This window comes from Streptomyces sp. NBC_00212 (genome assembly GCF_045206365.1).
GTDB lineage: Bacteria > Actinomycetota > Actinomycetes > Streptomycetales > Streptomycetaceae > Streptomyces.
Map to the genome: position 1 here is coordinate 4152373 of NZ_CP108115.1, position 21205 is coordinate 4173577.

Below are 21205 nucleotides of genomic sequence, written 5' to 3' on the forward strand. Positions count from 1 at the left end.
GTCGAGCCATGGGGCGCGGCCGGGCAAAGGCCAAGCAGACGAAGGTCGCCCGCCAGCTGAAGTACAGCAGCGGCGGGACTGACCTGTCGCGTCTGGCCAACGAGCTGGGCGCATCTACTCCGAACCCGACAGTGAGCCAACCGCCGAACGCGGAGCCACTGGAGGACGACGAGGACGACGACCCGTACGCCCGCTATGCGGATCTGTACGGGAATGACGACGACGAGGACGAAGAGTCCGGTCCGTCGTCGCAGCGCCGCGGCGCTTGACTTCGCTGATCCCGCTTTCGCAGCAACGCTTCTCTTCGCTGCTCTGAGCACACCGACCCGGTCCGGGGCCTTCGCCCCCGACCGGGTTTCGTGCTGCCTGTAGCGGCTTACTTGGAATAGTCACCGGTCAGCTCGGCGCCGTCGCGGTGGTCGCCCCGCTCGACGATCTCGCCGGCGACCCAGGCGTCCACGCCCCGGTCCGCGAAGGTCTGGAGCGCCACGTCCACCGAGGCCTCGGGGACGATCGCCATCATGCCGACGCCCATGTTGAGCGTCTTCTCCAGTTCGAGCCGCTCGACGTTGCCCGCCGTGCCGACGAGGTCGAAGACCGCGCCCGGCGTCCAGGTCGAGCGGTCGACCGTGGCGTGCAGGTGGTCGGGGATGACCCGGCCCAGGTTGTTGGCAAGACCGCCGCCGGTGATGTGGCTGAAACCGTGCACCTCGGCGGTGCGGGTCAGCGCCAGGCAGTCCAGCGAGTAGATCTTGGTGGGCTCCAGGAGCTCCTCGCCGAGCGTGCGGCCGAACTCCTCGACGTGCTGGTCCAAGGTCATCTTGGCCCGGTCGAACACCACGTGCCGGACGAGTGAGTACCCGTTCGAGTGAAGACCGGAGGACGCCATGGCGATGACCGCGTCGCCCTCGCGAATGCGGTCGGCGCCCAGGAGCTGGTCGTACTCGACGACGCCGGTGCCGGCGCCCGCGACGTCGAAGTCGTCGGGGCCGAGCAGGCCCGGGTGCTCGGCGGTCTCGCCGCCGACCAGCGCGCAGCCCGCCAGGACACAGCCTTCGGCGATGCCCTTCACGATGGCCGCGACCCGCTCGGGGTGGACCTTGCCGACGCAGATGTAGTCGGTCATGAACAGCGGCTCGGCGCCGCACACGACCAGGTCGTCCACGACCATGCCGACGAGGTCGTGCCCGATGGTGTCGTACACGCCCATCTTGCGGGCGAGGTCGACCTTCGTGCCGACGCCGTCGGTGGCGGAGGCGAGCAGCGGGCGCTCGTAGCGCTTGAGGGCCGAGGCGTCGAAGAGTCCGGCGAATCCGCCGAGGCCGCCCAGGACCTCGGGGCGCTTCGTCTTCTTCACCCACTCCTTCATCAGCTCGACGGCGCGGTCGCCCGCCTCGATGTCGACGCCCGCGGCTGCGTAGCTGGCACCAGTGGTCTCAGACATGTCTCTGGAGAACTTTCGTGTCGTACTGCAGGGTTTTACGGGCGGCGCAGGGCGTCGGCTGCCGCGGTCGCGGCGGGGCCGGACGCCAGCTCGGACTCCAGGAGCTGCTTGCCAAGCAGCTCGGGGTCGGGGAGCTCCATCGGGTACACGCCGTCGAAGCAGGCGCGGCAGAGGTCGTCCTTGGGGATCGTCGTCGCTTCGATCATCGCGTCGGTCGAGATGTACGAGAGCGAGTCGGCGCCCAGGGACGTGCCGATCTCCTCGATGGTCATGCCGTTGGCGATCAGCTCCGCGCGGGTCGCGAAGTCGATGCCGAAGAAGCAGGGCCACTTCACCGGCGGCGACGAGATCCGGATGTGGACCTCGGCGGCGCCCGCCTCGCGGAGCATCTTCACCAGGGCGCGCTGGGTGTTGCCGCGGACGATCGAGTCGTCGACGACCACCAGGCGCTTGCCCCGGATGACTTCCTTCAGCGGGTTCAGCTTGAGCCGGATGCCGAGCTGGCGGATGGTCTGCGAGGGCTGGATGAACGTACGGCCGACGTAGGCGTTCTTCACCAGGCCCGAGCCGTACGGGATGCCGCTGGCCTCCGCGTATCCGATCGCGGCGGGGGTGCCGGACTCCGGAGTCGCTATCACCAGGTCGGCCTCGACCGGTGCTTCCTTGGCGAGTTTCCGGCCCATCTCCACTCGGGAGAGGTAGACGTTCCGGCCGGCGATGTCGGTGTCCGGGCGCGCCAGGTAGACGTACTCGAAGACACAGCCCTTGGGCTTCGCTTCTGCGAATCGGGAGGTGCGCAGGCCGTTCTCGTCGATGGCGACGAGCTCACCCGGCTCGATCTCGCGGACGAAGCTGGCGCCGCAGATGTCGAGCGCGGCGCTCTCCGATGCGACGACCCAGCCGCGCTCCAGGCGGCCGAGCACCAGCGGGCGGATGCCCTGCGGGTCACGGGCGCAGTACAGCGTCTGCTCGTCCATGAAGACCAGCGAGAAGGCTCCCTGGACCTGAGGCAGGACCTTGGCGGCCGCTTCCTCGACGGTCAGCGGCTTGCCGTCGTCGTCCGTCTGGCCCGCGAGCAGCGCGGTGACCAGGTCGGTGTCGTTGGTGGCGGCGAGCTGGGTGGCCCGGCCGTTCTCCTTGGGCAGCTCGGCGACCATCTCCGCGAGCTGCGCGGTGTTCACCAGGTTGCCGTTGTGGCCGAGCGCGATCGAGCCGTGGGCGGTCGCCCTGAAAGTCGGCTGAGCGTTCTCCCACACGGAGGCACCGGTGGTCGAGTAGCGGGCGTGACCGACCGCGATATGACCTTGGAGGGAACCGAGCGAGGTCTCGTCGAAGACCTGGGAGACAAGTCCCATGTCCTTGAAGACGAGGATCTGGGAGCCGTTGCTGACCGCGATGCCCGCGGATTCCTGGCCCCGATGTTGGAGGGCGTAGAGCCCGAAGTAAGTGAGCTTCGCGACCTCTTCACCCGGAGCCCAGACACCGAAGACGCCGCAAGCGTCCTGGGGGCCCTTCTCACCGGGGAGCAGGTCGTGGTTGAGTCGTCCGTCACCACGTGGCACGCCACCGAGTGTAGGCGAGATCGACCACTGGTCCGAATTGGGGATACGGACAGCCGGGCACCCTGCCCGCATTTGTAGCTTTCGCGCCTCGCCCCCTCGCGGCGAGTCCCTGTCGGCCCCTCGGACACGTCCGTGCAGGTGGGCCCGGGTGTGCCTGGACCGGTCGCGATGTTTGCGCGTGCTTGCGACGGCGGATGTGCGAACGGTGCGAGTGTGACGGAGTTCGCTTCACGCCCGGAGTCGGGAAGGGCGGCCGGTAGGGGCGCGTGCGCGCTGCGTGAGGGCGCTCCCGCGCTCAGCCCGAGGTCGCGGACAGGCCCTTGCCGCCCGGGGTGGCGGTGAGGATCAGCGTGCGGTGGTCCAGGCGATAGCCGACCTTGCCCCGGAGAACGCCCAGAACGGCCTGTTCGAGCTGCATCTCGGGGCCCGCACACATCATCCGCGTGGAGCCGAGAGGGCCGAAGGTGACGGTGTGCTCGTCCGCGGAGACCGTCGCCGCACCGCGGACCGCATTGCACCCGGCGTTGCCCTGCACCTGCCCGTCCTTGCCGAAGGTCAGATACGCCCGGCCGGCGGTGCCGTCCGGGAGGGGCCGGGTGACGTCCGCGTCGAGGAGTCCGTTCACGGTCCACCGGGTGGTGGTGAGGGGTGCGTCCGGTTCGGCGCTCCGCAGCACGCGCTCCCTCGGGGGCTGGGGTCGCCCGGGGTCCGTGTCGCAGGCCGAGACGGCGAGCAGCCCGGCGAGGACGGCCGTGGTGGTGCTGAGCTTGCGGCTGGGCTTTCCCATGCGGATGGGACGGGGCGGGCGGGGGCCCGGTTCCGCGTGGGTGGGCGTATGTACGGCCACGACGTCGGCGTAGGTGCGGCTACGGCACCGGGCTCGGCAGCTGCGCGACCGCGATGTACGTACCGCTACGCCATGCCATCACGCCGCTACGCCATCACGACATCACCGGCAGCACCGCCGCCAGGTCCGCCCGCTCGCCGCTCGCCGCGACCTTCGCCGAGTCCAGCGCCTCGGCCCATCCCGTCCGGCCGGTGGCGAGCCGGATCCAGGTGAGCGGGTCGGTCTCGACGACGTTCGGCGGGGTGCCCCGGGTGTGCTTGGGGCCGGCCACGCACTGCACCACCGCGTACGGCGGGATCCGCACCTCGACCGAGCCGCCGGGCGCCTTCACGGCGAGCGCGTCGGCGAGCAGCCTGGTGCACGTGGCGAGCGCCTGCCGGTCGTAGGGGACGCCGAGTTCGGGCAGCGCGTCATTCAAGTCGTCGGTGTGGACGACGAGTTCGACGGTCCGGGTCACCAGGACGTCGGCGAAGGTCATCGCGCCGAACCGGGTCGGCATGAGCCGGGTGTCGGGGGTGGCCGCGAAGAGTTCCTCGGCGCGGGCCGCCCGCTGCTCGAAGAGCGCGTCGAGATCGGCGACGGAGGCCGCCAACTCCCTTGTCCCGTCGGCCACTTGGCCACCCACGTCCGCGGTGCGGAACGGCCAGTCGAGCAGCACGACCTCCTGCGCCGGCGGCTCGTCCTCGGCGAGGTGGCGATCCAGCATGCCGAGCGCCATCGTGTGGTGCACGGCGAGCTCGCGCACCGTCCAGTCGCCGAGCCGGGTGGGCCGGGCGAGCTGCTCGGGCGTGAGCGTGCCGACGGCTCGGCGTACGTGGCCGAACTGGGCGAGGACGGCGGCCCGGGTCTTCGCCGGGTCGTACTTGCGGGCACGCTTCTTGGCCGGGGGCATGAAACCGAGCCTACGCCGGGCCGGGATAGCTCCCCAGACCGTTTTCGACCTGCGCGAACGCCCGCTCGGCACGGTCCGCGGCATCGGTGGCGACCCAGCGCGCGGACTCCCCGCCGAGGATGCGGCGGTGGTGCTCGTTGATCAGCGCGTTGCGGGCGCCGGTCAGCTGGGCGGCCGCGACGGCGGCGAGCATCGGGTCGCCGCCCTCCGCGGCGAGCAGCTCGGCGAGTTCCCGCTGCGCCTCACCGAAGGCGAGGGAGGCGCGCTGGAGCAGCACCGGTGTGTTCTGGATGAGCTGGCGGGCCTGGAGGGAGCGCGGGTCGTCGTTGAGGCCGACCGACGGGTCGCGCAGCTCGATCATCTCCAGGAACTGGCGGCGCACGGCGGCCACGGCCGACTCACCGGACGCGCGCTCGCGCACGGCCCGTACGACATCGCCGACGTGGTTCATCATCGGCGCGGTGACCAGGTCTTCCTTCGTGCCGAAGTAGTTGAAGACGGTCATCTTCGACACGTCGGCCGCGGCGGCGATCTCCGCCACCGAGACGTGGTCGAAGCCGCGCTCGGTGAACAGGTCGAGCGCGGTGCGCCAGATCCGCGTCGCGGTCTCCCGCTTCTTGCGCTCGCGCAGCCCCTCACCAGCAGTCATGCAGATCACTGTACCAGGATGAAATTTAATCTGGGATGAAAGATTGACCCAGTACATTTTCTGGTCCATGGTGGTGCCCATGACGAAGACCATGACGAGCACCAAGACCGTGAAGAGCGCCAACACCCAGGCCACGGACCCCACTCGGCCCCTGATGACCAAGGCCCAGACCCTGATCGGGATGGTCGTCTGCATCGCCACGATCCTGCTCGCCGTGCTCGACATGAACATCGTGTCGGCGGCCACCGTGCCCATCGCCCGTGATCTCGACCCGGCGCACGGAGTCGACAAGATCCCCTGGCTGATCAGCGCGTTCGCGCTCGCCTCGGCCGCGGCGCTGCCCCTGTACGGGAAGCTCTGCGACAGCCTCGGCGCGAAGAAGGTCTTCGTCGGCGCCGTCGCCACCTTCCTGCTCGGCTCCGCGCTGTGCGGCGCCGCCCAGTCGATGGCCGAACTGATCGCGGCCCGCGCCCTCCAGGGCCTCGGCGGCGGCGGACTGATGAGCGTCACCATGGTCGTACTCGCCCAGCTCAAGGGCCCGGACGGCAAGGGCGGCAGCAAGGCGAGCGGTGTCGGCGGGATCGTCGGGGGCACCGGCATGGCGATCGGCCCCTGGATCGGCGGCACCCTCGCGGACCACGCCGACTGGCGCTGGATCTTCTACATCAACCTGCCGCTCGGCATCGCCGCGCTGATCGGCGCCGTCCTCGTACTGAAGCTCCCCATCTCCCCGGTCCGCCACCGCATCGACTACCTCGGCGCGGCGCTGGCCGCCGCGTTCACCAGCAGCCTGCTCCTGATGACGAGCTGGGGCGGCAAGCAGTACGCCTGGGGCTCGCCCGAGATCCTGGGCCTGATCGTGGCCTGTGTCCTCTCGCTCGCGCTGTTCCTGCGCCGCCAGAGCACCGCCGCCGAGCCGGTCCTGCCGCTTTCGATGTTCAAGGTGCCCCAACTGCGGTACGGGTTCGCCATCCAGGGGCTGGTCGGCGCCGCGATGATGGGCGCGCTGGTCTACGTCATGATCTACCTCCAGGCGGTGCGCGGCCTCGCCCCCGCGGCCTCCGGGCTCTACCTCATCCCGATGGCGCTGGGCATGACCGCCGTCGGCCTCGCGGCGGGCAGGCTCACCGACCGCGGCTGGCGGATGAAGACCTTCGTGCTGACCGGCACCGTCGCCTCCGCCCTCGCGCTCGCCCTGCTCGCCACCCTCGACGCCGGCACCTCGCTGTGGCAGATCCGGGGTGCGCTCCTCCTCATGGGCTGCGGGTTCGGCCTGCTCATAGGCCAGCTCATCCCGTACGTCCAGAACGCCGCCCCCGCCCACCAGTTGGGCATCGCGACCACCAGCATCCGGTTCTTCCAGACGCTGGGGAACGCCCTTGGCGCGGCCGTCTTCGGCACCCTGCTCAGCCGGGTGTACGAGACGAAGGTGCCGGGCGGCTCGACCAGCACCCTCGCCCACCTGACCGGCGCCGCCCGCGACACCGCCGTGCACGGCTTCATCTCCGCGCTGGACGTGGTCTTCCTGGTCGCGGCCGGGATCATGGCGGTCGCCGCCGTCCTGGCCGCCCGCCTCCCCGCCGAGACCCGGCCGGTGGCCACAGCCCCAGTGGAGACCGGGCAACTCGTCGACGCCTGAACGCACTTCGGCCCCGTACCTCATCAACTGAGGTACGGGGCCGAGGAGTTGGCGCGTACTAGGCCAGCAGGGCGGGGATGGTCGCCTCGTGGGCCGTGCGCAGTTCGGTCAGCTCCAGGGTGAACTCGCCCTGGACGTCGATGGATTCGCCGTCCACGACACCGATCCGGGTCGCCGGAAGGCCGCGCGCGCCGCACATGTCGGTGAAGCGCAGCTCCTCGGAGCGCGGCACGGACACGATCGCGCGGCCGGCCGACTCGCTGAACAGGAACGTGAAGGCGTCGAGCCCGTCCGGCACGACCAGGCGCGCGCCCTTGCCGCCCTTGAGGCAGGACTCGGCCACGGCCTGGATGAGGCCGCCGTCGGACAGGTCGTGCGCGGCGTCGATCATGCCGTCGCGCGAGCCCGAGATCAGGATCTCGCCGAGCAGCTTCTCGCGGTCCAGGTCGACCTTGGGCGGCAGACCGCCCAGGTGGTCGTGGATGACCTGGGACCAGGCCGAGCCGCCGAACTCCTCGCGGGTGTCACCGAGGAGGTAGAGCAGCTGCCCCTCCTCGGCGAACGCGATCGGGGTGCGCCGGTTCACGTCGTCGATCACGCCGAGCACCGCGACCACCGGGGTCGGGTGGATCGCCGTCTCACCGGTCTGGTTGTAGAGCGAGACGTTGCCGCCGGTCACCGGGGTGCCGAGCTGGAGGCAGCCGTCCGCGAGACCACGGGTGGCCTCGGCGAACTGCCACATCACGTCCGGGTCCTCGGGGGAGCCGAAGTTCAGGCAGTCCGAGATCGCGAGCGGCTTCGCGCCGGAGGCCGCCACGTTGCGGTAGGCCTCGGCGAGCGCGAGCTGGGCGCCGGTGTACGGGTCGAGCTTGGCGTACCGGCCGTTGCCGTCGGTCGCCATGGCCACGCCCAGGTTCGACTCTTCGTCGATCCGGACCATGCCCGCGTCCTCGGGCATCGCGAGCACCGTGTTGCCCTGCACGAAACGGTCGTACTGGTCGGTGATCCAGGACTTGGAGGCCTGGTTCGGGGAGGCGACCAGCTTCAGGACCTGGTCCTTCAGCTCGGCGCCGGACTGCGGACGCGCCAGCTTGCCCGCGTCGTCGGCCTGGAGCGCGTCCTGCCAGGAGGGGCGCGCGAACGGCCGGTGGTAGACCGGGCCCTCGTGGGCGACGGTGCGCGGCGGCACGTCCACGATCTGCTCGCCGTGCCAGAAGATCTCCAACTGGGAGCCCTCGGTCACCTCACCGATGACGGTGGCGATGACGTCCCACTTCTCGCAGATCTCCATGAAGCGGTCGACGTGCCGCGGCTCGACGACCGCGCACATGCGTTCCTGCGACTCGCTCATGAGGATTTCCTCGGGAGAGAGGGAGGAGTCCCGAAGGTGCACGGTGTCCAGTTCGACGCGCATGCCGCCCGAACCGGCGCTCGCCAGCTCCGAGGTCGCGCACGACAGGCCCGCGCCACCCAGGTCCTGGATGCCCGCGACGAGCTTCTCCTTGAAGATCTCCAGGGTGCACTCGATGAGGAGCTTCTCCTGGAAGGGGTCGCCGACCTGGACGGCGGGCCGCTTGGCGGGACCCGTCGATTCGAACGTCTCACTCGCCAGGACCGAGACGCCGCCGATGCCGTCGCCGCCCGTGCGGGCGCCGTACAGGATGACCTTGTTGCCCGGGCCCGACGCCTTCGCGAGGTGGATGTCCTCGTGCTTCATCACGCCGATGCAGCCGGCGTTGACCAGCGGGTTGCCCTGGTAGCAGGCGTCGAAGACGACCTCGCCGCCGATGTTCGGCAGGCCCAGGCAGTTGCCGTAGCCGCCGATGCCCGCGACGACGCCGGGCAGCACGCGCTTGGTGTCGGGGTGGTCGGCCGCGCCGAAGCGCAGCGGGTCGACGACCGCGACCGGGCGGGCGCCCATGGCGAGGATGTCGCGGACGATGCCGCCGACGCCGGTGGCCGCGCCCTGGTAGGGCTCGATGTAGCTGGGGTGGTTGTGCGACTCGACCTTGAAGGTGACCGCGTACCCCTGGCCGACGTCGACGACGCCCGCGTTCTCACCGATGCCCACCAGCATGGCGTCGTTGGCGGGGACCTTGTCGCCGAACTGCTTCAGGTGGACCTTGCTGCTCTTGTACGAGCAGTGCTCGGACCACATGACCGAGTACATGGCGAGCTCGGCACCGGTCGGGCGGCGGCCGAGGATCTCCCGGATGCGCGCGTACTCGTCCTCCTTGAGGCCGAGCTCCTTCCAGGGCTGCTCGACGTCCGGGGTCTCGGCGGCGTGCTTGACGGTGTCCAGAGTCATGCGTTGACCAGCTTCTTCAGGATCGAGGTGAAGAATCCGAGGCCGTCGGTACGCCCCGTACCGATCAGCGGCTCCACGGCGTGCTCGGGGTGCGGCATCAGGCCGACGACGTTGCCGGCGGCGTTGGTGATGCCGGCGATGTCACGGAGCGAGCCGTTGGGGTTCAGGTCCAGGTAGCGGAACGCGACCCGGCCCTCGGCCTCCAGCTCGTCGAGGACGCGCTCGTCGGCGACGTACCGGCCGTCCATGTTCTTGAGCGGAACCTGGATCTCCTGGCCGGCCTCGTAGTCGGCGGTCCAGGCGGTCTCCGCGTTCTCCACCCGCAGCTTCTGCTCACGGCAGATGAAGTGCAGGTGGTTGTTGCGGAGCATGGCGCCCGGCAGCAGGTGCGACTCGGTGAGGATCTGGAACCCGTTGCAGATGCCGAGGACCGGAAGGCCGGCCTTCGCCTGCTCGATGATCGTCTCCATCACCGGCGAGAACCGGGAGATGGCCCCGGCCCGCAGGTAGTCGCCGTAACTGAACCCGCCGGCCAGGACGACGGCGTCGACCTGCTTGAGGTCCTTGTCGCGGTGCCAGAGCGAAACCGGCTCGGCGCCCGCGATGCGCACGGCCCGCAGACTGTCCCGGTCGTCGAGCGTGCCGGGGAAGGTGACAACGCCGATGCGTGCAGTCACTTGGACTGCTCCTCGACCTTGACGGTGAAGTCTTCGATAACGGTGTTGGCGAGGAAGGTCTCGGCCATCTCGTGGATGCGGGCGAGGGCGGCCTCGTCGACCGGTCCCTCCACCTCCAGCTCGAAACGCTTTCCCTGACGTACGTCGCCGATCCCCTCGAAGCCGAGACGGGGCAGTGCGCGCTGCACCGCCTGTCCCTGCGGGTCGAGGATTTCCGGCTTGAGCATGACGTCGACTACGACGCGTGCCACTGGCACTCCCGGTGTGGTGTGGTGCGAAGGCGGTTCCCTCAGAGTACCCGCCCAAAAAATCTACGCGGGTAGATATAGTTGACCTCCGATCACGTTCCGGTTTCGGCCGCGACAACACGTGGGAAAAATCCCGAGAAAAAGTCGCCGAAGTCATTGCGTCGGGACACGCTGATGCAATTGGCTGGGCTTCACATTGCAATGGGTGCCGCTGTACAAAGGAATCCCAGCGAAAGCAACATTGCTCCATAACAGCCGGAAGGCCGGTATCGCCGCACGTCAGGCACGTGGGGGCGGCGAGGCCGTAGGAAGGATCCGATATCCGTGGCTCAGCGCGTAGTGGTCACACTCTCCGATGACATCGACGGCGGAGAAGCGGCGGAAACGGTCACGTTCGGCCTGGACGGAAAGGTCTACGAGATCGACCTCAATCCCGCCAATGCAAAGAAACTGCGCAAGGCGCTCGCGCCTTACGTGACAGCGGGACGCAAGCATGCGAAGTCCGGGAAGACCTACCGGCACACGGCCGTCGCGCCCGACCCGGCGGCCGTCCGCGCCTGGGCGCGCTCCAACAAGATGGACGTGCCGGCCCGCGGCCGGATCCCGAAGAAGGTCTACGAGGCCTTCGCCGAGGCGAGCTGACCTCCCGTCCGGGGCGGCCCTGCACCCGCCCCGGACACCGGAGTTGCAATCCCCCCCTGCTGATCAGCTAGAGTCTGGAGCACGCCGAGGGGCAAGGCCAAAAAGCCCGGTCCACCGGAGCGTGCGGGTGTAGTTCAGTAGTAGAACATCCCCCTTCCAGGGGGAAGGCGCAGTGTGCAATTCCTGTCACCCGCTCTGCATTGCGTGCCGATCCATCTTGTGGATCAGGTAGAGTAGTGCTCGCACCACGCGGTGAAAGCTGTGTGGCGGCATGCGGACGTGGCTCAGTTGGTAGAGCATCACCTTGCCAAGGTGAGGGTCGCGAGTTCGAATCTCGTCGTCCGCTCAGGAAGCACTAAAGGCCCCAGTTCATCGAACTGGGGCCTTAGTCATGTACCCGGCCAAGTGCCGCTCCCCTCCTGACATTTGTCATGTGCGGTGATGACACCGCGCACTGCCCGCGCCCCGCTTCCCGCGGAACGCTGAAGTCATGGCAGGCACAGCGAATGTGATCGAGGTCGAGGAGCTGCGGCGGACCTACGCCGGGGGCTTCGAGGCCGTTTCCGGAATCTCCTTCTCGGTGGCGCGGGGCGAACTCTTCGCGCTGCTCGGCACCAACGGCGCGGGCAAGACCTCCACCGTCGAACTCCTCGAAGGTCTCGCCCCGCCCAGCGGCGGCAGCGTCCGGGTGCTCGGGCACGACCCGTACACCGAACGGGCCGCCGTGCGCCCCCGGACCGGCGTGATGCTCCAGGAAGGCGGCTTCCCCTCCGAGCTCACCGTCGCCGAGACGGTACGGATGTGGGCGGGGTGCACGAGTGGCGCCCGGGGCGTGGACGAGGCGCTGGAGCTCGTCGGCCTGGAGCGGCGCTCCGACGTACGGGTCAAGCAGCTCTCGGGGGGCGAGAAGCGGCGGCTCGACCTGGCGCTCGCGCTGCTCTCGCGGCCCGAGGTGCTCTTCCTCGACGAGCCGACCACGGGCCTGGACGCCGAAGGGCGGCGCGACACCTGGGAGTTGGTGCGGGCGCTGCGCGACGGCGGCACCACCGTGCTCCTGACCACCCACTACCTGGAGGAGGCCGAGGCGCTCGCCGAGCGGCTCGCGATCCTCCACGAAGGGCGGATCGCGGCGAGCGGCCGGGTCGACGAAGTCGTCGCCGCCCAGCCCTCGCACATCGCCTTCGAACTGCCCGACGGCTACCACCTCGGCGATCTGCCGCCGCTCGACCGGCTCGGCGTCAGCAGCCACGAGACGAGCGGACGCACCGTGCGGCTGAAGACCACAGCGCTCCAACACGCCGCCACCGGGCTGCTGTTGTGGGCCAGGGACAGCGGGGTCGAGCTGCGGGGGCTCGACGTGCGCTCGGCCTCGCTCGAAGAGGCGTTCTTGAAGATCGCGCAGGACCAGCGCGGAGAAATGGAGGCCGCTCGATGAGCACCACCCTGGACGCGGTGCGGAGCCCGGTTCTGGCGCCCGCGCGGTCCCTGAAGACCGCGGCGGACCGCATGAAGGCACTGGCGCGGGCCGAACTCACCCTGCTCGGCCGGAACAAGTCCGCCCTGTTCACCGTCCTCGTACTGCCGAGCCTCATGAGCTACGCCATGTACTCGGCCGTGCAGGGTCTCGACCTGAAGCAGACCGGGCTCAGCGTCGGCACCGTGGTGCTGCCGGGCGCCCTCGGCTACGTCCTGCTGTTCGCGGTGTACTCACCGCTGGTCGGCGTCTATGTCGTACGCCGAGAGGAACTCGTCCTGAAGCGCCTTCGCACCGGGGAGCTGCGGGACCTGGAGATCCTGGCGGGAGCGGCGCTGCCCTCGGCGCTCATCGCCCTTGCGCAGTCCGCGCTGCTCGCGGTCGCCTGCTCGGTCCTGCTGCACGTTCCGATGCCGGGATCGGCATGGCTGGCGGTCGTCGGGCTCGTGCTCGGCGCACCGATGATGGCCGCCCTTGCCGCGGCGACCTCGGCCATCACCAAATCCGCCGAGGGCGCCCAGATCGCGGTCATGCCGATGATGATGCTGTCGATGGCGGGGTCGGGCATGGTCGTACCGCTGGACGTCATGCCGGACAAGCTGGCCACCGTCTGCGAGATGCTGCCGCTGACCCCGGCGGTCCAACTGATCCGGAGCGGCTGGACCGGCGGCACCGGCGTCGGCGACGTACTGCGGGAACTGCTCGTCATGGTTGTCTGGACGTTCATCGCGGTGTGGGTCGTGCGCAAGCGCTTCCGCTGGGAGCCGCGGCGCTGAGACAGGGGGGACGGCAGGGTGTTCGGGCGGATACGGGCGTGGCACCGGCGGCACTGGCGCGACCGCAGCAGGGTCGAGAAGGTCGAGGTGCAGAGCCGGCTGATCTGGCGGTGCTCGACCTGGTTCCTCTTCCTCAGCTGGGACGTGCCGTTCATCCTGGAGGGCCTGCGCAACGATCCGCTGCCGCTGGCCCTCGGCACCGCGACGGTCGTGACGGGCGCGGTGCAGGCCTTCCAGGGCAACAAGGTCCACCGGATGGCCGTCGACCACTACCTGGGGCGCGTCGAGGCGCCGCGGCGCGCACTGCTCGTGGCCGGGGCGCTCTGCGCGCTCTCGCTCGCCCTGCTCGCGGGGCTCCGGGCGGCGCACGGCATCACGGATCCGACGCTCCTGCTCGTCGTGATGTACATCATGATGCCGCTCGGAATGACGTACTGCCTGCTCGTCCAGCCCCGCACGTTCCTGTGGCGGTTCGCGCTGCTCGGCATCCCGGCCGTGGCGGTGTTCGCGCCGGTCGGAGTGCCGGGCGCGCAGCTGATCGGGCTGGCGATCGGGGTGGCCCTGTCCGGCACGTATGCCCTGATGGTCTCGCGCTGCGGGGCCTGGACGCTGTCGGTGCTGTGGGAGTCGGACCGGGCCCGCGAGACCGAGGGCCGGCTCGCCGTCGCCGAGGAACGGCTGCGCTTCGGGCGGGACATGCACGACGTGCTCGGCCGCAACCTCGCCGTCATCGCCCTGAAGGCCGAGCTCGCCGTGCAGCTCGCCCAGCGCGGCCGGCCCGAGGCGGTGGCGCAGATGGTGGAGGTACAGCGCATCGCGCAGGAATCGCAGAAAGAGGTACGGGAAGTGGTGCGCGGCTATCGCGAGGCGGACCTCGGCGTGGAGATCGAGGGCGCCCGAGGGGTCCTTGAGGCGGCCGGGATCGGCTGCGCCTACAGCGGCCCCTCCGACGCGCTGACCGTCGAGGTGCAGTCCGCGCTCGGCTGGGTGGTGCGCGAGGCCACCACCAACGTGCTGCGGCACGGGGACGCCCGCAGCGTGGCGATCAGGCTCGCCGTCGACGGGCGCACCGCGAGGCTGGTCGTCGAGAACGACGGCGTACCGGAGCGGCCGAACACCGCCCCCGGCTCCGGCCTCGCGGGCCTGCGCGAACGCCTTTCCGCGCTCGGCGGCACCCTGGAGGCGGGCCCGGCGGGCGAAGGTCTTTTCCGGCTGACCGCGGAGGTGCCCAGATGAGCCGCGTACGGGTGCTGCTCGCGGACGACGAGCACCTGATCCGGGGTGCGCTCGCCGCGCTGCTTGGCCTGGAGGACGACCTGGAGGTGGTCGCGGAGGCCGCGTCCGGGCCCGAGGCGCTCGCGATGGCGCGGGCCCACCGGCCCGATGTGGCGGTCCTCGACCTGGAGATGCCGGGGGCGGACGGTGTGACGGTGGCCACAAAACTGCGGGCCGAACTGCCGTCCTGCCGGACCATGATCGTGACCAGTCACGGGCGCCCCGGCCACCTCAAGCGGGCCCTCTCGGCGGGAGTGCGGGGCTTCGTGCCGAAGACCGTGAGCGCCCGGCGGCTCGCCGAGATCATCCGGTCCGTACATGCCGGAAACCGTTACGTGGACCCGGAGTTGGCGGCCGACGCGATCTCCGCCGGGGACTCCCCGCTGACCGTGCGCGAGGCCGAAGTCCTGGGGTTCGCGGCCGACGGGGCACCCGTCGCGGAGATCGCCGAGCGGGCCGCGCTGTCGCAGGGGACGGTGCGGAACTACCTCTCCTCGGCCGCCGCCAAGCTGGGCGCCGAGAACCGTCACACGGCGGTGCGTCTCGCCCGCGAGCGAGGTTGGGTATAGTGGTCTCCGCGCCACGGCGCATGCGAACGTAGCTCAGCTGGTAGAGCACCACCTTGCCAAGGTGGATGTCGCGAGTTCGAACCTCGTCGTTCGCTCAGAAGGAAGAAGCCCCCGGCCACTGGCCGGGGGCTTCTTCTCGCTTACGACCAGCTGTTGCCGGTGAGCTGCTCGTACGCCTCGATGTACTTGCCCCGGGTCGCGTCCACGATCTGCTGCGGCAGCGCCGGGGGCGGCTGCTCGCTCGTGCGGTCCCAGCCGGAGGCCGGCGAGGTCAGCCAGTCGCGCACGTACTGCTTGTCGTAGGACGGCTGGGCGCGGCCCGGCTCCCACGTCGCGGCCGGCCAGAAGCGCGAGGAGTCCGGGGTGAGCACCTCGTCGGCGATGACGAGCTCCTCGCCCGCGAAGCCGAACTCGAACTTGGTGTCCGCGAGGATGATGCCCCGCTCGCGCGCGATGTCGCGGGCCCGGCCGTACACGGCGAGGGTGGCCTGGCGCAGCTGGGCGGCGGTCTCCGCGCCGATCTGGCGGGCCACCTCCTCGTAGCTCACGTTCTCGTCGTGGTCGCCGACGGCGGCCTTGGTGGCGGGCGTGAAGATCGGCGCGGGCAGCTCGGACCCGTTGGAAAGGCCCTCGGGCAGCGCGAGGCCGCACACCGTACGGGACTCGTTGTACTCGACCAGGCCGGAGCCGGCGAGGTAGCCGCGGGCGACGCACTCCACCGGGACCATCGCGAGCGACTTGCACACCAGGGTGCGGCCCGCCCAGTCGGCGGGGGCGCCCTCGGGGAGCTCCTCGGAGATGACGTGGTTGGGCACCAGGTCGGCGAGCAGGTCGAACCACCACAGCGAGAGCTGGGTGAGCACGCGGCCCTTGTCGGGGATCTCGGTGGGCAGCACCCAGTCGTACGCGGACATCCGGTCGCTGGCGACCATCAGGAGGTCGCCGGCCTCGTTCTGATAGAGGTCACGCACCTTGCCCGTGTGCAGGTGGGTGAGGCCGGGAACCTGAAGCGGCTCGGGCTTTTCTACGAATCCGGACACGGTTCCTCCGCGTAGGTTGATCCAGGAGCGATTCCGATTCTCTCGCATGCGGCCGGGTACCCAGGTCGCGGGTCTTGCGCGGCGGCGTTCTTCGGAATCAGTCCCGCTTGCAGATGCGGTCGAGGAGGTTGGCCGTGGCGCGCTGGATGCGGCTGTCCACGTGGCCGGGCCGGTCGAGCGCCGGTGACCAGGCGAAAGTGCCCGAGGCGAAGACGAGTGCGCCGGAGGGGGCCCGGTACAGCGACGTCTCCTGGTGGCGGGCGTGCTGCTCGCCGTCCCGGTAGGGGGAGTGGGCGAGCAGGATGCGGTCCTGGTGCTCGGGGAGCGCGGTGCGCGGGTAGTAGCGGTCGGCCTCGCCCGCCACCAGGCCGTCGATCTCGTCGCCGTCACCGGCCCCGGTCGCCTCCCACAGCCAGTGGTCCGCGTTGCGCACGACCATGGGGTACGGCTCGGGGACGCGGCCCGCGTACTGGATGCCCAGGAGCTGCTGCTCGGGCCGGGCGACCTCGCGCCACAGGGCGGGGCGGCCGGGCCCGCGCCGCTTGCGGCAGGTGAGGAGCCGGTCGGGCACGCCGGACGGGGACGGCCCCAACTCCACTTGCCAGTAAAGGGAGTTGGCGGACAGGAAGACGAGCGAGGTGCCGCCGTCGCGGGCCAGCTCCACGGTGCGGCGCATCGGCGCCGACCAGTACTCGTCGTGGCCGGGGAAGACGAGGCCCCGGTAGCGGGAGGGGTCCACGCGGCCCGCGTGCAGGTCGCGGGCGTCCGCGTAGGCGAGGTCGTAGCCGTAGCGCTCGGCCCAGCGGATGAAGTCGTAGGCGTGGCCGACGTGCAGCGGCAGGCCCGCGCCCGCGTACGGCCGGTCGAAGGAGACGGTGATCGCCGCGTCCTCCTCGCCGAGCAGCCGGCCCTCCTCGTCCCAGGCGTGGTAGAGGCTGGCGCCGGTGCGGCCGTCCTCCGGGAAGAGGTTGTAGGCCTGCCAGGTGATGTCGGGCAGCAGCAGGAGCAGATCGGCGGGGTGGCCGTCGCGGACGGTGAACGGGATGTGCGAGCGGTAGCCGTCGGCGGTGGTCAGCACGGCGACGTGGGCGCCGATCGACGCGTGCGAGGGGACCTGGTAGCGCCAGGACTGCCACCAGTGGTGGCAGGAGACGGTGCGGTCGGCGGCCAGCGGGGGCGGCTGGACGATGCCGGAGAGCCGGGGACTGGTGGCGATCTTCGCGGCCCCGTCGCCGCCGTAGTGCCCGATCCGGTAGACGTCCACGGTGAACTGCTGCGGGGGGTCCACGGTGATGTGGAAGTCGATGGCCTCGCCGGGCTCGACGGCCCCGCTGGAGGCGAACCCTTTGATCTGCTGGCGTACGTCGTCGGCGGTGCGCGGCCCGGCGACCCGGGCGGTGCTGCGCGGGGTGCCGCGTTGGGCCGGGACGTGGTCGACGTACCAGGGCACCACGTGCCCGGTGTCGTCGAAGTAGGTTTCGCTGCCGCGCAGCCAGGGCAGCGGGCCCTGCCCGAAGGGGTCCGAGACGGCGTGCGCGAGGGCACCCGACTCCCAGCGCCGGATGTGGTCCGACCGTTCCACCCCCATCTCACTCCCCTCCCTCGATCCCCCGAGACAACAGTGATGCGACTGTGGTGCGCCGTCTGACAGCTACCGGTCCCCAGCACATCACATAACGCACGCACTCCGTCACCGTTCGTCGCGAATTGACGTTAAGGGGAAGCAGTCATTCCGGATGTATTACGGATGCGCGGGGCCAACTCGGCGTAGTGGGGGCCCTGTTGGGGGCGGGGCACCCACGTCGGCCGGGGGCAACCTCGGACAGCCGTACCGGCCTCGGGCGGGGGCGCCTCAGACCAGCCGTACCGGCTTCTCCGGGCGGATGCCGACGGAGGACAGCCAGGCGCGCAGCGCCTCCGCGTCGCCGTCCTCGACCAGGGTCAGCACCGGCGAGGCCAGGTCCGAGCGGCGTACGTCGTCGACGAGGAGCGAGGGGCCGTCCAGCCAGTCGAGCCCGGGCAGCGCGCCCGCCGTGTCGACCGCGGCGCAGCACACCATCGCCGTCACGTGGTCGGCGAGCAGCTCGCGGCCGGTGCGGGGCGGCTGGAGCGGGAAGAGCGGCATCGCGTCCGCTCCCCAGGACTCCGGGCCCGGCGCGGGCGGCGTGGACGCGGCTTCCTCACCGGCCACTTCCGCGGCGATCCCGGCGGCCAGGCGCTCCCCGGCCTCGTCGTCGGCGGCGGTGAGATGGTCGATGACGCGGGCCAGCGTCGGGGCGGCGGGCTCCGTGTCGCGGCGCTCGCCCAGCGCGTCGAGGACCCGGTGCAGCCGGGCCGCCTCGGTGCGCCATTTGCGGTCGACGACCTCCTCCGGGTACGCCGCCCAGTCCACCGGCGCCCAGGCGGGGCCGGGCTCGGCGGGGCCGCCGTGGAACAGCCGCGCGGCGAGCAGCGAGGTCGCCTCGTCGGCGGCCCCGGGCTCCTCCAGGAGGTCGCAGGCCGGGCGCTCGCCGAGCCGGGACGTGAAGCCCTCGGCCAGGCGGTCGCGCCGGGACAGCTCGGTGAGCGCCGAGACCACTCCCGCATCGAGCCGGGAGGGCCAGCGCCCCATCCGCCAGGCGGGCAGCGCGACCCGGGTCAGCAGCCGGTCCCAGCCCGCGTAGGCGAGCCCGACCTGCTCCTGGGCGACGATGCGCACCCCGTAGTCCACCGCCTGTGCGCGCTCGGACGCGGCGGCCGCGACCCCGCGCTCCATTTCGGCGGCGTGCACCCGGCACCCGCGAAGGAGCAGCCTGGCGATCGACCCGACGAAGCCGAGCGGTATGCGCCGCAGCGGGCCGAGCCCGGGCCTGGTGGCCACGCCGACGGCCGCGTCGAGACCCCGTACGAACCGGCGGGCGGCGGCTATGTCCGGGTGCGCGGAAGGGCCCGTACCGGCGACGACGGGGGCGAGGATCGCGCGCAGCTCGCCGACGCGCATCCACCACATGAAGGGCGAGCCGATGACCAGGACCGGCGCGGCCGGCACCCGCCGGGCGCGACCGGAGCGCACATCGGCGCCGCCGCGTATGAAGCGAGCGGGCATCGCCCCCTGCTCGGCGGCCGCGTGCGCCGGATGCGTACGGTCCTCCAGCCAGCTGTCGCAGTCCGGCGTCAGGGCTATCGCGGAGGGCGGGGGCACATCGAGCCGCTCGGCCAGGTCCCTGACCAGGCGGTACAGGTCGGGGGCGGCCGATTCGGCGAGGTCCACCGTCGGGGACAGGGCCGGTCTGGCCCGTACGATCACCGCCGCCACGGCGGCCGCGAGCAGCAGCACGAGCAGCGCGGTGGCGATGACCGCCCAGCGCGCGCTGTCCCAGCCGCTGCCGTCGATACGGCCCTGCGCAGCCGCGACGATCAGCACGACGGCGACGGCCGCCGGCAGCAGGGCCACGGCCAGCGCCCTGCTACGGATGCGCAGCACGGCGAGAGCCCGCGAGCGCGCATGCTGCGCACCCGCCTCTCCACCCATTCCGGTACCGGACACGGCCGGACTTCACCCCCTCTGCCCTGCGGCGGCGTTGCTCACTCCCCCACTGTGGCACCCGCCACTGACATCGCAATGCCAGTGGGCCAAGTGCCGGAACGCCTTCGCCGCACCCTAGTTGGGGCTTCGGCAGGAGTCATCCGGATGGGCCACTCGTCACCCGATGGAATGGCTTTGGGCAAAGGTGCGGTTGTTCCGGGCCGAGCCGCTGCGGGCCTCCCACCAGGATTCCACGGAGCTACTACGGGCTACTACGGCCTTCCATGGGCTTTCGCGCGGCTGCTGCGGGCGTGGGCCGAGCGCCGCGGGGCTCCGGCGGGAAAACACGAGGGCCCCGGCGTGCACCGGGGCCCCGCGGAATTCTGGCGGAGTTCAGCCCTGCGCCCCGGCCGCCTCGCGCGCGATGTCGGTGCGGTGCTGCGAGCCGTCGAGCCGGATCCGGCCGACCGCCGTGTACGCCCGCTCCCGGGCCTCGGCGAGGTCCTTGCCGGTCGCGGTGACCGAGAGGACCCGGCCGCCCGCGCTGACGACCGCGTCGCCGTCCCGCCTGGTCCCGGCGTGCAGGACGTACGCGGTGGGCGCGTCCTGGGCCGCGACGTCCGCCAGGCCCTCGATGGGGTCGCCGGTGCGGGGCGTCGCGGGGTAGTTGTGCGAGGCGATGACCACGGTCACGGCCGCGTCGTCACGCCAGGTCAGCGGCGGTTCGGCGTCCAGCGTGCCGCTGGCCGAGCGCAGCAGGACGCTCGCGAGCGGCGTCTTGAGCCGGGCGAGCACGACCTGCGTCTCGGGGTCGCCGAACCGGGCGTTGAACTCGATGACCCGCACCCCGCGCGAGGTGATCGCGAGGCCCGCGTACAGAAGGCCGGAAAACGGCGTTCCACGGCGGCGCAGCTCGTCGACGGTCGGCTGGAGCACGCTCGCCATGACCTCGTCGACGAGCTTCGGGTCGGCCCACGGAAGCGGCGAATAGGCGCCCATGCCACCGGTGTTGGGGCCCTCGTCGCCGTCGAGCGCGCGCTTGAAGTCCTGCGCGGGCTGGAGCGGCAGGACGGTGACGCCGTCGGTGATCGCGAAGAGCGAGACCTCGGGGCCGTCGAGGAACTCCTCGATGACGACGCGTTCGCAGGCCAGCGCGTGCTGCCGGGCGGCGGCGAGGTCGTCCGTCACGACGACGCCCTTGCCGGCCGCGAGACCGTCGTCCTTCACCACGTACGGGGCACCGAAGGCGTCCAGCGCCTCGTCGATCTCCTCGGGAGTGGTGCACACGTAGGAGCGGGCGGTCGGCACGTTCGCCCCCGCCATCACGTCCTTGGCGAAGGCCTTGGAGCCCTCCAGTTGGGCGGCCGCCTTCGAGGGGCCGAAGCAGGCGATGCCCGCGGCCCGTACGGCGTCGGCGACCCCGGCGACGAGGGGGGCCTCGGGCCCGACGACGACCAGGTCGCTCTTCAGCTGGGCGGCGAGGCGGGCGACCGCGTCCCCGTCCATCGGGTCCACGGGGTGGAGCTCGGCGACCTCCGCGATCCCGGCGTTGCCGGGGGCGCAGTGCAGCGCCGTCACGTCGGGGTCGAGGGACAGGGAACGGCACAGGGCGTGCTCACGGGCACCGCCGCCGATGACAAGGACCTTCACGGCAGCCA

Annotated in this window: 19 protein-coding genes and 3 tRNA genes; 10 read left to right on the forward strand and 12 right to left on the reverse strand. The window is 71.0% G+C overall.

Translation table 11 applies throughout. The features are described from left to right. Positions 1 to 8 precede the first annotated feature (8 nt). Positions 9 to 269, forward strand: a complete 261-nt coding sequence (locus OHA17_RS18950) for a DUF3073 domain-containing protein (protein WP_053725910.1) — start codon at positions 9 to 11, stop codon at positions 267 to 269. A 107-nt stretch (positions 270 to 376) separates the two neighbouring features. Here OHA17_RS18950 and purM read toward each other — a convergent pair whose 3' ends face one another. From purM to OHA17_RS18975, 5 genes are all read right to left on the reverse strand, one after another. After that, a complete protein-coding gene (purM, locus tag OHA17_RS18955) occupies positions 377 to 1444 on the reverse strand; it encodes a phosphoribosylformylglycinamidine cyclo-ligase (RefSeq protein ID WP_406507579.1) in 1068 nt (355 codons plus the stop codon). Between the two features lie 35 nt (positions 1445 to 1479). After that, entirely contained in the window at positions 1480 to 3006 is a 1527-nt protein-coding gene (gene purF, locus OHA17_RS18960; RefSeq protein WP_053725908.1) for an amidophosphoribosyltransferase, read from the reverse strand. 295 nt (positions 3007 to 3301) lie between these two features. Next, complete coding sequence (locus tag OHA17_RS18965) at positions 3302 to 3793, reverse strand: META domain-containing protein (protein ID WP_406507580.1); 492 nt, start codon at positions 3791 to 3793, stop codon at positions 3302 to 3304. A gap of 154 nt (positions 3794 to 3947) precedes the next feature. Further along, complete coding sequence (locus OHA17_RS18970; protein WP_406507581.1) at positions 3948 to 4745, reverse strand: sterol carrier family protein; 798 nt, start codon at positions 4743 to 4745, stop codon at positions 3948 to 3950. Positions 4746 to 4755: 10 nt separating this feature from the next. After that, positions 4756 to 5394 (reverse strand): TetR/AcrR family transcriptional regulator, encoded by a 639-nt coding sequence (locus OHA17_RS18975; RefSeq protein ID WP_406507582.1) that lies wholly within the window; start codon positions 5392 to 5394, stop codon positions 4756 to 4758. Positions 5395 to 5548: 154 nt separating this feature from the next. On the opposite strand from OHA17_RS18975, the gene OHA17_RS18980 reads away from it, so the two are divergent. Then, positions 5549 to 7033 carry an MFS transporter gene (locus OHA17_RS18980; protein ID WP_406510760.1) on the forward strand — a complete coding sequence of 495 codons (1485 nt, stop codon included), beginning with the start codon at positions 5549 to 5551 and terminating at the stop codon, positions 7031 to 7033. Between the two features lie 58 nt (positions 7034 to 7091). On the opposite strand, the gene purL is transcribed toward OHA17_RS18980, so the two are convergent. From purL to purS, 3 genes are read right to left on the reverse strand one after another with little or no spacing between them, the layout of a single operon-like run. Continuing rightward, positions 7092 to 9341: a phosphoribosylformylglycinamidine synthase subunit PurL gene (purL, locus tag OHA17_RS18985; RefSeq protein ID WP_406507583.1), complete on the reverse strand. Its 2250-nt coding sequence runs from the start codon at positions 9339 to 9341 to the stop codon at positions 7092 to 7094. Then, positions 9338 to 10018: a phosphoribosylformylglycinamidine synthase subunit PurQ gene (purQ, locus tag OHA17_RS18990; protein WP_406507584.1), complete on the reverse strand. Its 681-nt coding sequence runs from the start codon at positions 10016 to 10018 to the stop codon at positions 9338 to 9340. The genes purL and purQ overlap by 4 nt, the downstream gene beginning before the upstream one ends. Further along, positions 10015 to 10275 carry a phosphoribosylformylglycinamidine synthase subunit PurS gene (gene purS / locus OHA17_RS18995; RefSeq protein WP_078966365.1) on the reverse strand — a complete coding sequence of 87 codons (261 nt, stop codon included), beginning with the start codon at positions 10273 to 10275 and terminating at the stop codon, positions 10015 to 10017. The genes purQ and purS overlap by 4 nt, the downstream gene beginning before the upstream one ends. Positions 10276 to 10590: 315 nt before the next feature. On the opposite strand from purS, the gene OHA17_RS19000 reads away from it, so the two are divergent. The 8 genes from OHA17_RS19000 (at position 10591) to OHA17_RS19035 (ending at position 15097) form a co-directional block, all read left to right on the forward strand. Next, positions 10591 to 10908: an Lsr2 family protein gene (locus OHA17_RS19000; RefSeq protein ID WP_053725901.1), complete on the forward strand. Its 318-nt coding sequence runs from the start codon at positions 10591 to 10593 to the stop codon at positions 10906 to 10908. Between the two features lie 123 nt (positions 10909 to 11031). Then, positions 11032 to 11103, forward strand: a tRNA-Gly gene (locus tag OHA17_RS19005). A gap of 78 nt (positions 11104 to 11181) precedes the next feature. Continuing rightward, a tRNA-Gly gene (locus OHA17_RS19010) sits at positions 11182 to 11254 on the forward strand. Positions 11255 to 11398: 144 nt separating this feature from the next. Then, the gene (locus tag OHA17_RS19015; RefSeq protein ID WP_406507585.1) at positions 11399 to 12343 is read left to right on the forward strand and encodes an ABC transporter ATP-binding protein; all 945 of its coding nucleotides are present in this window, start codon (positions 11399 to 11401) and stop codon (positions 12341 to 12343) included. Further along, a complete protein-coding gene (locus OHA17_RS19020) occupies positions 12340 to 13158 on the forward strand; it encodes an ABC transporter permease (protein ID WP_406507586.1) in 819 nt (272 codons plus the stop codon). Before OHA17_RS19015 ends, OHA17_RS19020 begins: the two co-directional genes overlap by 4 nt. 18 nt (positions 13159 to 13176) lie before the next feature. Next, a complete protein-coding gene (locus OHA17_RS19025) occupies positions 13177 to 14394 on the forward strand; it encodes a sensor histidine kinase (protein WP_406507587.1) in 1218 nt (405 codons plus the stop codon). After that, entirely contained in the window at positions 14391 to 15002 is a 612-nt protein-coding gene (locus tag OHA17_RS19030; RefSeq protein WP_398874065.1) for a response regulator transcription factor, read from the forward strand. Before OHA17_RS19025 ends, OHA17_RS19030 begins: the two co-directional genes overlap by 4 nt. 22 nt (positions 15003 to 15024) lie before the next feature. Continuing rightward, positions 15025 to 15097: transfer RNA gene (locus tag OHA17_RS19035), tRNA-Gly, on the forward strand. A 45-nt stretch (positions 15098 to 15142) separates the two neighbouring features. Here the strand turns inward: OHA17_RS19035 and OHA17_RS19040 are convergent. From OHA17_RS19040 to purD, 4 genes are all read right to left on the reverse strand, one after another. Continuing rightward, positions 15143 to 16042 carry a phosphoribosylaminoimidazolesuccinocarboxamide synthase gene (locus OHA17_RS19040; protein ID WP_406507588.1) on the reverse strand — a complete coding sequence of 300 codons (900 nt, stop codon included), beginning with the start codon at positions 16040 to 16042 and terminating at the stop codon, positions 15143 to 15145. Between the two features lie 97 nt (positions 16043 to 16139). Then, positions 16140 to 17630: a N,N-dimethylformamidase beta subunit family domain-containing protein gene (locus OHA17_RS19045; RefSeq protein WP_406507589.1), complete on the reverse strand. Its 1491-nt coding sequence runs from the start codon at positions 17628 to 17630 to the stop codon at positions 16140 to 16142. Between the two features lie 264 nt (positions 17631 to 17894). After that, positions 17895 to 19568 carry a hypothetical protein gene (locus OHA17_RS19050; RefSeq protein WP_406507590.1) on the reverse strand — a complete coding sequence of 558 codons (1674 nt, stop codon included), beginning with the start codon at positions 19566 to 19568 and terminating at the stop codon, positions 17895 to 17897. 372 nt (positions 19569 to 19940) lie between these two features. Beyond that, on the reverse strand, positions 19941 to 21197 hold the full coding sequence (purD, locus tag OHA17_RS19055; RefSeq protein ID WP_406507591.1) for a phosphoribosylamine--glycine ligase: 1257 nt from the start codon (positions 21195 to 21197) through the stop codon (positions 19941 to 19943). Positions 21198 to 21205 lie beyond the last annotated feature (8 nt).

Coding starts and splice junctions, on each gene's coding strand:
- OHA17_RS18965 (WP_406507580.1), bottom strand. CDS start 3,793: ATGGGAAAGCCCAGCCGCAAGCTCAGCACCACCACGGCCGTCCTCGCC.
- OHA17_RS18975 (WP_406507582.1), bottom strand. CDS start 5,394: ATGACTGCTGGTGAGGGGCTGCGCGAGCGCAAGAAGCGGGAGACCGCG.
- OHA17_RS19045 (WP_406507589.1), bottom strand. CDS start 17,630: ATGGGGGTGGAACGGTCGGACCACATCCGGCGCTGGGAGTCGGGTGCC.
- OHA17_RS19015 (WP_406507585.1), top strand. CDS start 11,399: ATGGCAGGCACAGCGAATGTGATCGAGGTCGAGGAGCTGCGGCGGACC.
- OHA17_RS19030 (WP_398874065.1), top strand. CDS start 14,391: ATGAGCCGCGTACGGGTGCTGCTCGCGGACGACGAGCACCTGATCCGG.
- OHA17_RS19020 (WP_406507586.1), top strand. CDS start 12,340: ATGAGCACCACCCTGGACGCGGTGCGGAGCCCGGTTCTGGCGCCCGCG.
- OHA17_RS18950 (WP_053725910.1), top strand. CDS start 9: ATGGGGCGCGGCCGGGCAAAGGCCAAGCAGACGAAGGTCGCCCGCCAG.
- OHA17_RS18970 (WP_406507581.1), bottom strand. CDS start 4,745: ATGCCCCCGGCCAAGAAGCGTGCCCGCAAGTACGACCCGGCGAAGACC.
- purL (WP_406507583.1), bottom strand. CDS start 9,341: ATGACTCTGGACACCGTCAAGCACGCCGCCGAGACCCCGGACGTCGAG.
- purM (WP_406507579.1), bottom strand. CDS start 1,444: ATGTCTGAGACCACTGGTGCCAGCTACGCAGCCGCGGGCGTCGACATC.
- OHA17_RS18980 (WP_406510760.1), top strand. CDS start 5,549: ATGACCAAGGCCCAGACCCTGATCGGGATGGTCGTCTGCATCGCCACG.